The sequence below is a fragment of the Bacillus sp. FSL K6-0268 genome (assembly GCF_038005425.1).
Taxonomy (GTDB): domain Bacteria; phylum Bacillota; class Bacilli; order Bacillales; family Bacillaceae_G; genus Bacillus_A; species Bacillus_A thuringiensis_S.
Map to the genome: position 1 here is coordinate 437099 of NZ_JBBOTF010000002.1, position 14477 is coordinate 451575.

Consider the following 14477-nt stretch of genomic DNA (forward strand, 5'->3'; position numbering starts at 1 on the left):
ATCAAATGACCAAAAAAAAAATTTCTACATCTCAAGTAACAATTGCCATCTCAACAGCTTTAATAGCAGATGGTTTTATTGTCAATTCCCGTAGCATTGCTCAAAATATGCAAACACCTGATGTATGGATATCATTTTTTCTAGGTGGACTCGTCAGTTTAGTTTGTGGGCAGTGTTGTGCCAAATTAGCTCAACACTATCCTCGACAAACCTTTTTTCAATTTGTACAACTCTTACTTGGAAAACCGATAGGTATATGTATAGGAATTATATACATAATATGGTATACCATGGTAGCTGCTTATCAAATTCGAATATTAGGCGAGTTCGCTCAACAATTCCTATTAAATCGTACCCCTCTATTCATTGTCATGTGCCTTCCTATTCTTGTTGGCTCCTATTTACTGCACAGCGGGATACAACCTATGGTAAGATTCTTTCAATTATTTTTTCCTCTCACAATTTTCGTAATTCTTATCATTTTAGCTAGTGGGTTTATTAGTTTTCAATGGCAGTATTTACACCCTATACTAGGCGATGGTATTTCACCAGTTATTCATAGCGTACCTTTAACTTTCTTCTCTTATTTCGGCTATGAAACCATTCTGATTTTTGCATCTTTTATGGATAAACCCAAGCAAAGTGGAAAAGCCGTTTTTCTAGGAGTTGGTATTACTTTATTATTATACACACTTCATAGCTTTGTTCTCGTGGGAACTTTATCTATCGAGGAATTAAAAGTACTAACATGGCCTACCATGGAGTTTGCCCAACGAATCCAGGCTTGGCACTTAGAACTTATATTTTTCGTTATTTGGATTATTCAATTATTTACTACCTATGTTATAGGGCACTTTATTGCTCATTTAGGTTGTTGTTACTTAATTAAAAATCAAAAAAATATTTCTTTATATGTCCTAATGGTGATTGCATACATTCTGGCTTGTATTCCTAAAAATTTAAATGAAACTCTATTACTAGGAAATTGGATTAGTAAAATGGGCATTATATGTAGTGTAGTATTACCTTGTATATTACTCTTAATTTCATTTGTACGGAGACGATATTTATGTCATTAAAATTAAAACAATTATGGTGTGTATGTAGTATTTGTTTTCTTTTTACGGGCTGCTGGGACAGCCACGAAATTTTGTCTTTGGGATTCGTTGATGGAGTAGCTATTGAATATAGAGAGGCCAAAAATATCCGACTTATTTTACAAGTAGCTCAACCATCTTCAGATAAAACCAGCGCTAAGTATTTAAATGTTTCTCAAATCGGCCCAACAATAGTAGCCGCGCTGCATAGAGCAACTTATTATTCCAATAAATTATTGAATTTCACACATGTCCATACAATCCTTATGAATGAAGCATTAGGAAAATCCAAAGATTTCACAAAAATATTAGATGCCTTTTTAAAAAATAATGAATTTAACCGAACTGCATATATGGTATTTACGCAGTCTTCTTCCGAAAAAATATTAGAAAATAGAAATTCTGATATATCTACTCCAGCAGTTTCTCTCGCTACATTAATCCAACAAGCGCATGATTCTCTAAATACTCCAGCTATAATTACACTAGGTGAATTTTCTAAAAGAATGCTGAATCACTCCAGTTTTTTAATCCCAAGAATCAATGTATCAAATCGCAAAAACACTTTAATGGGAAGTGCCGTTATTTCTGGTGAAAAACAACAATTAATAGGTTGGCTTACTCCGACTGAAACACAGACGGTTACTTTATTAACAGGTGCTAAGTATAAAAGTGGGTTGCCCCTTTATATCAATTATCATGGATCACCTATCATATATCAAGTGGATAACGTAAACGTCAATATTTCTTCTCAACTACATCATAATCAATTATCATTTTATTTAGATTTAAAATTACGAGGAAAGTTAGTAGAGAATTGGACAACTTACCAACAATTCGACTTGAAATTTTTAAAGTCGCTTGAAAAGAAAATAAACACTCACGTAAAAAATAAAGTCCAGGCCCTCATTTTTAAGATGCAAAAAGAATTACACACAGATATCGGAGATTTTTCTCGTGTAGCAAGAACTCAACAATATCCGATATGGGAGAAACACAAGCAAAACTGGGACGAATATTTCACACAGGTTCCTATCAAAGTTAAAGTTACTTCGAAAGTTCAAAAATTCAGCGTGCAGGATAAACAATAACAAGACCTCTCCCATTCTATAATCTTACACCTATTTGAAATGGAACCTACAAACACCAATTTAATCGTTCGCTTTTTTTCACAGAATCTCCCCCTAATTCTACGGTAATAAAGGATAGGAGGACCTTGACTATAGTTCTAGTGAAAAGTTCAACAATGCATAAATACGTTTTTGACACTCCCGCGGCTAAAGCCGCAAGTCCTACACCTTCCGGTGTAACAGATGGGGTTCTTAAATGACCAAACGTGCGCAGTCCTTTTCTGTTTCGAACAATTTTCAAAATGAGGGAGTATCATCCCCAAACGATATCGCAGTGTTTCTCAAATCCGCATGGACACGTGTATTTTCTATCTCGTTCCTTGTTCTTTTTCCTGCATTTTGGACATGTTTAACTTATATAAGAAGGATCCACATATTCAGCCTTTATACCAACTACTTTCGCTTTGTATGCAATAAATTGCGCAAGACAATAGAATGAACAAGTATGTGGATTATTTTCGTTTTTACGGCTTGTTCGTACTGTGTCTGATGCTCGTTAGTTGTTCTAATTGAATGACAGAAGTAGTATGATTCGTTGCAAAATCAACGATTTCACGAATCACTTTATGGTCTTGCATCCACTTTTGTGCCGTATCCCGTATCATCAAGTTGTCGCAGATCATTCAGCTTCTTCGCTTCTCCTAGCTTCTTACGAACACTACAAAACTTACGTTTCATGTATTTGTTTTTCCATTTCCAAACAAACTGTACCATCATTTGTAATAGCTACTACAGGCGCTTTGAGGCCTAATTCTACTCCTAAAATGTTTGTTCCTGTTTTTCTATTATAGGAATCGTGGCAGAAATTTGAGCGATCCCTTTACCAAATTCCTTTGTGATACGACATGTACTTAACTTGTGCTTCAACAAGTCGAAATTACGATTATATGTATTGGTTATCAGGCACATACTTTTAAACGTGTGGACTTTCCATTTACAATAAATGAGATTGAAATGTGTGTAGTCAAATAAATCGTTTTGGTTATTCCACACACAAAACGATCTTTTTACGTTGGCAGAGCACGTACCGTAGTCAAACCTTTTTCTGTTTCTTCGTATGCAGAATCCCATAGGGATAAGAAATACTTGCATACACAACGAGAACAACTAATCATTTTATTGATTAGAATCGCTTGTGTTTGATTTAGATAGATACGAAATGTATAGGCTTTATTCATCATCATTCGTTTTACCCCTCCATTTCGATATGGTTCCATTACAAACTAAATATACATGTAGTGAAGTAACGAATTATGTCTGCCGAACAAGTAAGATAGCTTCCGCTATCCGAAGCTGATTCCACTCCATCACTCCTTGAGAAAGGAGTATTCTTGACCAAAATGATAGTCAACTAGGGATACGGCTATTTTCATTCTTCTATGATTACTTATCCTACTTACAATGTATCAGTTTTTTCCAAAATATTAAAACAAAACACCTCAAAAAAACTACAAATAATTAAATCACTATAGATTCTATAGTTTTAGTAGTACTGGGTAACCAGCCGTACTTTCAGACCCTGCTCTAAAGACGACTTCAAAAAATCCTATAAAGAGGTAAACAGAATTATTTATAGCTTAAAAATATTGCTTTATACCATCAAAAAAATCCCTCTTTTTAATAAACCAATTAAATTTTCTCAAGGTAATTGGTTTATTAAACCTTTTCAATTCCAAAAATATTCATTTATTATCTAGTTATCATTCACAAGTACGAATCATTTTTTGTATATTAAACCAATTCATTTTATATACTACTATTTTTTTTCAACACTTATTTATGCGAATATACTATTTATTTTATTTACATTCATATATCCTCCTTCTATACTAGTACATAAGATACTTTTAATCTCACTAATATAGTTAAAAACTGGCCTTTAAAATAGTAAATAATATTTGATTGTTAACACCTGTTTCCACCTTAATAAACCATACATTACAGATTAAACTCTGCAAAGATTTTAGCTCGAATCGAAGACTCCTAAAATATTATAATATAAGATTAAGATTATGATAAAAATTATATATTGCCCTATATAATACTTCCATGGTAATCTTTTTTAATGATGCGTTATATTTACATATGTATTAAGGCAAATCGATCCTAATATGCAACACCCTATTAAAAATCAAGAGTTCCATTCTTCACAGCGTTAACTAGTTTTAAATTAATCACGTAGTCGACAATAATTTATTGCACTTACATCTTAATTATAAACATTTTTAAGGAGGGTTTTTAATTGCGTACTCGAATTAAAGAGGTTCGAAATCAATTCGGCGATACTTTACAAAGTTTATCACAAAAAATAGATTACGATTATAGTAACTTATCTAAGATTGAACGTGGCATATATAAACCATCATTGGAATTATTAGATAAGATAGCGACGGTTTACAATAAATACTTGTAACTACTCAGCTTCCTCACGGAGGCTTTTTTCATTTACTAGTCTGATATGTACTTTTTGTGTGAATACTAGATATATCAGACAAGGAGGTGGTATTTATGTTGAAAAAACAAGAAATTCTAGCTGTCTATCAAAAGGGACCTCAAGCTATTTACGATTTTGTTCATCAATTAGAAAGTCAAATACAGAATTTAAAAGAGCGTATAGAAGAATTAGAAAATCGTTCAAAAAAAAACTCTACAAATAGTCATAAACCACCCTCTACAGATGGTTTTCGTAAGCCTATTACAAAAAGTTTGCGAAAATCATCCCAGCGTCAAACCGGTGGCCAGTTGGGCCACAAAGGACATACACTTCATTTGACAACGACTCCTGACAATATGATTACCTATTCTCCTACGCATTGTATTTGTTGTCACACGTCCTTAAAACATGAACCTGTAAAAGGATACCGCATTCGCCAAGTGTATGATTTACCACCTATCCTGATAGAAGTCACAGAACATAAAGTGGAACAAAAAGAGTGCCCACATTGCCATTCTATCCAAGAATCCCAGTTTCCCTCTACTGTCTCTCGTCCTGTTCAATATGGTCCAAATATAAAAACACTGATTCCTTATTTAACACATTATCAATGCCTTTCTTTGAAACGAACAAAAGAATTCTTTCAAGATTGTTTTGGACATTCGATAAGCGAAGGGACGTTAGTCAATCATACCCATGCTTTTTCTGCTCAATTGCGGCCGTTTCTCGAAGAAGTAAAAGAACAGATTCTGCAGTCTTCTGTTGTCCATTTTGATGAAACCGGTATGCGAGTAGAAAATAAAACACAATGGTTACATACTGCGAGTACACCGGAGGTGACATTTCAACATATTCATGAAAAACGCGGAAAAGAAGCGATGGATGCAGGTGAAATCTTGCCTTCTTTTTCTGGAATTGCTATGCATGATGGGTGGAAACCGTATGATGTGTATACAGATTGTCGTCATGTTTTATGTAATGCCCATCTCTTGCGAGATTTGCAAGGGATTATAGATAGTACCGGAGAAACATGGGCACAACAAATGAAAGAATTCCTTACACAAGCTTTGACAATAAAAAAGCAATACAAGGGAAATATTCCAGAAATAGAGAAAAAGAATCTGTTTGCCGCATACCAGGCCATATTGAAAGGCAAACAGGTGCCTTCTGCAGAACAAAAAAAGAAAAGAAAACAGACGCCTTCTCAAAATTTATGGAATCGCTTTGCTAAGTATGCGGACAGAATTCTAGCGTTCTTAGAAAGTCCAGATATTCCATTTGATAACAATCAAGCGGAGCGAGATATTCGGATGACGAAAGTCAAACAAAAAGTGTCTGGGACGTTTCGAAGTAAGGAAGGTGCAGAATCATTTTGCCACATACGTAGTTTTATGAGCACCATGAAAAAACAAAATCAATCAGTATTACAAGCGATAAGTCAGGTGTTAAAAACCGGAACGGTTCCTTGGAATACCACTCTTTCGTAAGAGAATGTTTCTATTTCATATAGATTCTTTCTCTTATCGGAGTGTGTTCTTTTTCATGTTTTCGAACAGGAAACATGTATTTGGCATGCTTTTTTGTTTAACTAAGCTGAGTAGTTACAAATACTTTATTAGTTTCCGATGATACAACTCATCCGTTGCATCTAACCGAGACCCCCCAACCACTTTTTTTGGATGGTCAACAACTTTCTAAAGAAGAATTAGATTTATTAATTCAAAGTATCCGTCTCTTTAGAAAAACGCTTAACGCCTATAAACCTAAATAAGCTATTTATATTTTTTTGTACAAACATCAAGTACACTATCCCCACTGTAGCTATTACGAGCTAGCTTGAAATAAGGGCTTTCTCGGTTAGTCGTTACTTTTGTTAGTAAACGAATTCGTCCAAGGACAGCCGAGCTAACCCCTTTATTCCAAAGAGTCTTTTGTTCCTATTTCATGTACATACTAATAAATGTATAATTTATTTTTTTACTATTGGTAACTACCGTTATAACTTCCTATATATCTACAAAAGCAATCTTTAGGTAATGACCTATCTTTTCTGTCTCCATAACAACTATGCCTGTTGATAGAAAAAACACTTATCTATTTTTTCAAATCTTTTTCCATAATCTTATAGCTTATATACTAATCCCCTCAACTGTCGTCCACAACACCTTTCCCAAGAATAAACTACTAGTGTTTGATGCACGCCTTCTATTTTTAAACGTCAATAAGAATAAGCACCCCTTTAGGCTTATTCATAAAAACATTCTTATCCTACTTTACAAGTTGTTCCATTCTTTCGAGACAAACAGAATACTCAGGCTTTATCTGCAGCAAACGATGAAAGATTATAATCCAGTATGAAAACACCTAAAATCAAAGGCGAAATAAACCAAAGATACTTTTTATTATATCCGATCAAAATCCCTCTCCCACCTATCGTTGATATGGTCCCCCATACATTTAAGGAAGGAGAAGTCTTCCGGTAAATTTATAATACACTATTCTCTATTTATTTTTTCAGAATTATATTAATATTCTTCATATGAATTAATAATTGCATCATTAATTCTGCATATATATTACTTTCTAATAAAAATATTAACATTGTTTCGATTTGTTTTAATTCTACTTGAACCCCTTTAATCCTTTCTTTGCTTAGCTCATCTAAATTTCTCAACAGAAACGATTCTATTTTATACATTTTTTGAGAAATTTCTAATAAAATTTTTTGGTGATGTAAATACGAATCTGTCATAGATACTCTCCTCTATATTTTTTAATACATAGCATTAGATGCTTTTAATATTTTTTTGTTCGATTTTTTTGAATACTTCGATAAATCATTTGCATCACTGCTTCCTCCTTACTCTTCCAAACGTCCTCCGCTTTTTCTAAAGAAATATATTCCAATGCTATATGAATAAAAGCCTCTTTAACTAAAAATGTTGCTACTGTACCTGTTGTATTAGAATATTTTTCTACTACTTGAAGTACTATTGATTCAATAACATCCGATTTATTAAGTTCTTCTGTTTTTTCTGAATTTTCAAAAATATTTTTTTGCTTTTTCTCCAATAAATTATTCAATCCGCTTTCCACATAAGCAATTGGCATTTTTATATCTGTACGGAAGCGTATACATTCAATTATATCTAGAACCTCTTTCGGATACTTTCTCCATTTATCGAAAACTGTTGGATATACTTTTTGCTTGCACCTTTCTTCAAAGCTTTTAATTTCTCTTTCAAAAGTATCTACGTATTTAATCTCTTCCCAATTATCTCCTAATGTTCCATTTTTATTTTTTTTACTCTTAATTATAAATTTAATTTTCTGTACCTTTCTTCCTGATTTAATTTCTTCAAACTCAAAAAATATATCTGTTTTTCGTTTTAATTCTTGCTGAGATACATTTAAAACTCGTTGCTTAAAATTTGCATACTTTGGATATATATTAAGTGCGTCTAAATAGTATCTTAAATCTTCTAAATAAATAATTCGTTCCTTTAAATCTTCATATTGTTTTAATAATTCATAAATCCGTATAGAATACGTACTTTTTAAATTCATAACATTTCCTAAACGATAGCTAGTGAACTGACTACTTAGTTCTAACAAAAATGGTTTTAACAATGGATCAAAGCGAATATCAATCGTACCTCTATTTTTATTATAAATTACTGAAGAAACCCAAGAGAGCTGCATCAAGCCCTCTTTTGTACGAATTTCAATAACTTTAGATAATAAATCTTTTGTAATTCCACTCAATTCAGTATACTTCGTAGCACCATTTAAACCTAATAATTCATGAAATTGTTTTATAGGAAAAGTATATATTTTAAAATCTCGATCTGTGGGTTCAATATTACTTGCTAAACAAAGCAATATTTTCTGCTCTATTAAATTCAAACGAGAACTTGCTTCAATTAATACATTTGATTTTGACACAATATTATGTTCTTTTATTTGCACCCTTTGCTTTTGTAACATATCCACACTCTCCTCCCTATTGAACACATCCTTCACGCTATAAATTTGGTTTAAACGTCAAAAAATATAAATGTATACACAAATTATAAAGCATATAAAAGAATTTTTTAACTCCTTCCTATAAACTAAAGATACTATTTTTGTCTTTTTTAGGGACATTTTTGTTACCTTTGGAACCATTTTTGTTATCTTTAGAACCATTTTTGTTATCTTTAGAACCATTTTTGTTACCTTTAGAACCATTTTTGTTACCTTTAGAACCATTTTTGTTACCTTTAGAACCATTTTTGTTACCTTTAAAACCATTTTTGTTATCTTTAAGGAACCATTTTTGTTACCTTTGGAACCATTTTTGTTATCTTTAGAACCATTTTTGTTATCTTTAATGTCTTAAAACCTTGTTATACCAAGTGTTCCCTCCCCCCTTAAAACATATAAAACATATAAAACAAAAATATATATAAACATATCAAACATATTATCAATTTGGTTATTGACACAAAAAAAAAAAAAGATAAAATAAGAGTAAGGAATTAATTTTATTATTCATAGAATAAAAAAATATTAAAAAACCAATAAAATCATCACAAAATTTCACATCCAAATATATTGAGATAAAACTAACCAATATCCCAATGTATACTTTATTAAATAATTATTCTTACAATTCACATATATAGAGTTTGTAACAACATGTATCAAACAATTATTTCCTGGCTCTATTCTCAAAATCCCTCTTTACATACACATAATCTTTAATACATTAAATTACTCATGTATTAATCCCATGCAATATAGCGTAAAAACTTTACTTATTACATAAAAACCTTTGGTTTCCATTTTTCAACACCTATAAATTCTACTATTGACATTCATCTAACTTTCAAAACAAAAAATATTCCGGCTGAAAATTAAATACAATTTAATAAAAAACTGTTCAAGTAAAAGCATGTTATAAACTTACCCCCCTCTTACAATCTAACTGTATTAAAAATTCACGTAACTACTCAGCTTAGTTAAACAAAAAAGCATGCCAAATACATGTTTCCTGTTCGAAAACATGAAAAAGAACACACTCCGATAAGAGAAAGAATCTATATGAAATAGAAACATTCTCTTACGAAAGAGTGGTATTCCAAGGAACCGTTCCGGTTTTTAACACCTGACTTATCGCTTGTAATACTGATTGATTTTGTTTTTTCATGGTGCTCATAAAACTACGTATGTGGCAAAATGATTCTGCACCTTCCTTACTTCGAAACGTCCCAGACACTTTTTGTTTGACTTTCGTCATCCGAATATCTCGCTCCGCTTGATTGTTATCAAATGGAATATCTGGACTTTCTAAGAACGCTAGAATTCTGTCCGCATACTTAGCAAAGCGATTCCATAAATTTTGAGAAGGCGTCTGTTTTCTTTTCTTTTTTTGTTCTGCAGAAGGCACCTGTTTGCCTTTCAATATGGCCTGGTATGCGGCAAACAGATTCTTTTTCTCTATTTCTGGAATATTTCCCTTGTATTGCTTTTTTATTGTCAAAGCTTGTGTAAGGAATTCTTTCATTTGTTGTGCCCATGTTTCTCCGGTACTATCTATAATCCCTTGCAAATCTCGCAAGAGATGGGCATTACATAAAACATGACGACAATCTGTATACACATCATACGGTTTCCACCCATCATGCATAGCAATTCCAGAAAAAGAAGGCAAGATTTCACCTGCATCCATCGCTTCTTTTCCGCGTTTTTCATGAATATGTTGAAATGTCACCTCCGGTGTACTCGCAGTATGTAACCATTGTGTTTTATTTTCTACTCGCATACCGGTTTCATCAAAATGGACAACAGAAGACTGCAGAATCTGTTCTTTTACTTCTTCGAGAAACGGCCGCAATTGAGCAGAAAAAGCATGGGTATGATTGACTAACGTCCCTTCGCTTATCGAATGTCCAAAACAATCTTGAAAGAATTCTTTTGTTCGTTTCAAAGAAAGGCATTGATAATGTGTTAAATAAGGAATCAGTGTTTTTATATTTGGACCATATTGAACAGGACGAGAGACAGTAGAGGGAAACTGGGATTCTTGGATAGAATGGCAATGTGGGCACTCTTTTTGTTCCACTTTATGTTCTGTGACTTCTATCAGGATAGGTGGTAAATCATACACTTGGCGAATGCGGTATCCTTTTACAGGTTCATGTTTTAAGGACGTGTGACAACAAATACAATGCGTAGGAGAATAGGTAATCATATTGTCAGGAGTCGTTGTCAAATGAAGTGTATGTCCTTTGTGGCCCAACTGGCCACCGGTTTGACGCTGGGATGATTTTCGCAAACTTTTTGTAATAGGCTTACGAAAACCATCTGTAGAGGGTGGTTTATGACTATTTGTAGAGTTTTTTTTTGAACGATTTTCTAATTCTTCTATACGCTCTTTTAAATTCTGTATTTGACTTTCTAATTGATGAACAAAATCGTAAATAGCTTGAGGTCCCTTTTGATAGACAGCTAGAATTTCTTGTTTTTTCAACATAAATACCACCTCCTTGTCTGATATATCTAGTATTCACACAAAAAGTACATATCAGACTAGTAAATGAAAAAAGCCTCCGTGAGGAAGCTGAGTAGTTACAAATTCACAACAGAAATATCAAATTATAGTTAAATACAACAATAATTTTTTCAAAAAAACAAGATACAGATATCTGTACTGATGATTTACATAAGTTTGCTACAAAAATCGTCAAAAACACAATATCAATCAATATCGAATACATACAAGACATCAATATATTCAAAAATAAAAATACAACGATTAATGACATGTCTTAGTCACAATTTTAGATCAAGTTAGAATATAAGGCAAAGCTATTCCTCTTAATCATAGAAATCTCCCACTTCAAATTATCTATAAAAATGTTAAATAATAACTAATCCGACGTATTATACACACTTAATAGTTCACCTTACTATCTTGATTATAACCAAGAAATATCAGTAAAACATTTTCATTTATATTAAAAGATTATCCTATTTAGGATAATCTTTTAATATAAATGAAAATGAAATATTTATAGCATACAATAATGCCCATAACAAATACCTTTTTTAATCTACTCAATTTTATTTCTTTTTTGTATACTAAAACAATATAAAATTTAAGTCATTACATTAATAATTTAATAGCTGGCAATAAATTTATACCCTTTTTACATATTATTAAGTATTCAATCTATAAAACTTTTTTATACTCCTCTAATAAGTATTATGAAATAGGCTATAAAAAGATATTCAGAATTAAAAACTCTATTACTTTTAAACTCATATATATTCCCTATACAATTACATTTAACAGTAATAACCAGTTAGCTTACATTGTCACATAACGCCTTAAACAAGGAAATAAACAATCCTTATCTTAAAGATTGATTTAAATAGAACTAGCGTCCAAATTTAATCATAAAATATGAAAGGAGGAAATCCATTATTAACAATGGATTTATCACATGTTTATACATAATCGACAACAAGAACTCATTACTTTGTTATTACAAGACAAAGAATGGCGCACTCTTGAAGAAATATCCAGCCATTTAAATTGTTCGGTAAAAACCGTTCGAAGAGATTTGATATATTTACAAGACTACTTACCTTTGGAATGGAAAATCCAAATTGAAAAAGGAAAAGGTGTACTTTTATATAAACCACCTCATTCTTCTAGCACCGACATCTATTTGTTCTTTAAACAAAACGATTTAACTTTTCAAATCCTAGATTATTTATTACAAGGAAAAATTCATACCGTTGCCAACTTAGCAGAAGTATTATATATGCAGGTTTCTTCTTTATCTATACATCTTCAAAATGTAGAAAAATATCTAAATCAATTTGAATTACAATTACATAAAAAACCCTTACGTATTGTAGGAAATGAAATTCATATTATATATATGTTTTACGAATTATATTATACGACTTATAAATTAGAAGATTATCCATTGCTCTATAAAAACGAAATTATCCAATTTCTTCTAAATTTAGAAGAGAAGTTAAACATTCAATTTTATCCTACATATAAACAAAAATTAGTTTATTTATTAGCAATTACTTTACAAAGAAAAAAACAAGGACATAAAATAAATATATCATCAAATCATATAACACATGTAATCGATTCCCCCTTCTATAGAAAAATTAAAACAATTTCTCATACCCTATGCGGTATTAAATTAACTGAAATGGATCAAATATTCATCACTGTTGCAATTAATTGTTGCTTATTTTCCTACTCAAATATAAAAACTAATAAAAAACATATTCTACAACATTTTTATAATAAAAACATTTCTCATTATCAACATATACATAATTTAATATCCAATTTAGAATATGAATTTAAAATTACATTAAAACATGATCAAGAATTTGTATTTCAACTATTACAATATATAAGACAAATTTCATACAAATATCAGTTTGTTACTACAAGTATTTTTCAAACATCTACATTTCATAAAAAAGTAAAAAATAATCACTATGTAACATTTTGTAAAGTGAAAAACATTTATACAAATTGGATACAACAATATACGCTAATACCGTATGCTCATGAAGCAGATATAATTGCTATAACACTACAACTAGAAGCAATGTTTCAATTAACAAAATTATCTCCCAAAAAAGCATTACTCTACTTAGGAGATGGCATTTTATGGAAAAGATATATACAAGGAATATTACATCATTCATTTGGAAACACATTATCAATTGTTCAAGAAGAAATATTGGATATCCAAACATTAGATATTCAAAAACTTAATATAGACTTTATTATCACTACTATACCATTTGAAAAAATAAAAATACCGGTAATTCAAATATCACCTGTTCCTACCAAAAGAGAATTAAATGATATTAGAACATTTTTATATAGTGAATTAGATGAATATCCGGCCAAACTTTTTTAATGTAAATAAATCTTCTAACTATATTTCATAATAAAAATATTGAAATAAATATACAAGGCCTTATTTTTATGAAAATGTACCATTCAGTACTTTTCTTTAAAATTTAGGCCCTGTTTTTTTTCTCACTAATAAATAGTCAATCCCAGACAATTCAACAGCAGCACGATGTCCACCTCGATTTTTAAATAATTTTCTAATTTCTTCATATAAGTTATTATAATTTTTTTTCAAGTTCGATGATGATATATCTACCTCAAGTTTATATAGTACTTGTAAACTTTGGATAATAAATTCCTCATCCCAATTTCTACATGCTACTTTTTTACGTATATGTTTGTAAGGAAGATTAGCTTCTAATATTGCTTTTCGATGTCCACCTTTTCCGAAAATTCTAAAAATCGCACTATATAAATCCGTATGTTTTTTCTGTAAAGCACTATCTGAAATGTCTGCTCTCTGTTTATATAACATCTGTAATTTTTTTATAATCTTGTCACGATTCCACTTATTACGTTGATATATACATTGGTTTGTTAAGAGTGATAAAGGAATAGATTCCATTTTTTTTCTCATAAAAATCCCCCTAATATTCGAGCAAAAAAGTCTTTACTTATATATATTATGTTGTTTCAATCAATAGGGAAATTATTTATTATAATAAATAGACGGACAAATTGTAATAAAGGAAAACGCAAGGGAGCTTTTGTGGTAGAACTAATCAGTAGATAACTTTAATATCTTTCGGGGTCACTTTCTCATCTAATTTCCATGTTTGATTTTGGCAGCGTACTGTTTGAATTATCATGTAATAAAGGGTTTTTAATCATGCATACGTGCTTGTTGTATTTCTATATTTAATTATGGA

The 14477-nt window shown here is 31.1% G+C and carries 8 protein-coding genes and 2 pseudogenes; 5 read left to right on the plus strand and 5 right to left on the minus strand.

Annotated elements, in window-relative coordinates:
- Positions 1-5: 5 nt before the first annotated feature.
- On the plus strand, positions 6-1079 hold the full coding sequence (locus MHI28_RS32985; protein ID WP_176116641.1) for a GerAB/ArcD/ProY family transporter: 1074 nt from the start codon (positions 6-8) through the stop codon (positions 1077-1079).
- Positions 1070-2188 (plus strand): Ger(x)C family spore germination protein, encoded by a 1119-nt coding sequence (locus tag MHI28_RS32990; protein ID WP_340828728.1) that lies wholly within the window; start codon positions 1070-1072, stop codon positions 2186-2188. Before MHI28_RS32985 ends, MHI28_RS32990 begins: the two co-directional genes overlap by 10 nt.
- Positions 2189-2480: 292 nt before the next feature.
- Here the strand turns inward: MHI28_RS32990 and MHI28_RS32995 are convergent.
- Positions 2481-3408 (minus strand): annotated as a pseudogene (locus tag MHI28_RS32995) (zinc ribbon domain-containing protein).
- Positions 3409-4469: 1061 nt separating this feature from the next.
- Here MHI28_RS32995 and MHI28_RS33000 point away from each other — a divergent pair.
- Positions 4470-4628, plus strand: a pseudogene (locus tag MHI28_RS33000) (helix-turn-helix domain-containing protein); the annotation flags it as partial.
- A 107-nt stretch (positions 4629-4735) separates the two neighbouring features.
- Positions 4736-6148, plus strand: coding sequence for an IS66 family transposase (gene tnpC / locus MHI28_RS33005; RefSeq protein ID WP_197233369.1), 1413 nt, complete (start codon positions 4736-4738; stop codon positions 6146-6148).
- A 1019-nt stretch (positions 6149-7167) separates the two neighbouring features.
- Here the strand turns inward: tnpC (MHI28_RS33005) and MHI28_RS33010 are convergent.
- The 3 genes from MHI28_RS33010 to tnpC (MHI28_RS33020) all read right to left on the minus strand — a co-directional run bounded on the left by MHI28_RS33010 (position 7168) and on the right by tnpC (MHI28_RS33020) (position 11178).
- Complete coding sequence (locus MHI28_RS33010; protein WP_340828729.1) at positions 7168-7413, minus strand: hypothetical protein; 246 nt, start codon at positions 7411-7413, stop codon at positions 7168-7170.
- Between the two features lie 44 nt (positions 7414-7457).
- Entirely contained in the window at positions 7458-8648 is a 1191-nt protein-coding gene (locus MHI28_RS33015) for a replication initiation protein (RefSeq protein WP_340828731.1), read from the minus strand.
- Positions 8649-9765: 1117 nt separating this feature from the next.
- Entirely contained in the window at positions 9766-11178 is a 1413-nt protein-coding gene (gene tnpC / locus MHI28_RS33020; RefSeq protein ID WP_197233369.1) for an IS66 family transposase, read from the minus strand.
- A 973-nt stretch (positions 11179-12151) separates the two neighbouring features.
- On the opposite strand from tnpC (MHI28_RS33020), the gene MHI28_RS33025 reads away from it, so the two are divergent.
- The gene (locus MHI28_RS33025) at positions 12152-13612 is read left to right on the plus strand and encodes a BglG family transcription antiterminator (RefSeq protein WP_340828732.1); all 1461 of its coding nucleotides are present in this window, start codon (positions 12152-12154) and stop codon (positions 13610-13612) included.
- Between the two features lie 96 nt (positions 13613-13708).
- Here the strand turns inward: MHI28_RS33025 and MHI28_RS33030 are convergent, their stop codons facing one another.
- Positions 13709-14185, minus strand: coding sequence for a hypothetical protein (locus tag MHI28_RS33030; protein ID WP_340828733.1), 477 nt, complete (start codon positions 14183-14185; stop codon positions 13709-13711).
- Between the last annotated feature and the right edge of the window lie 292 nt (positions 14186-14477).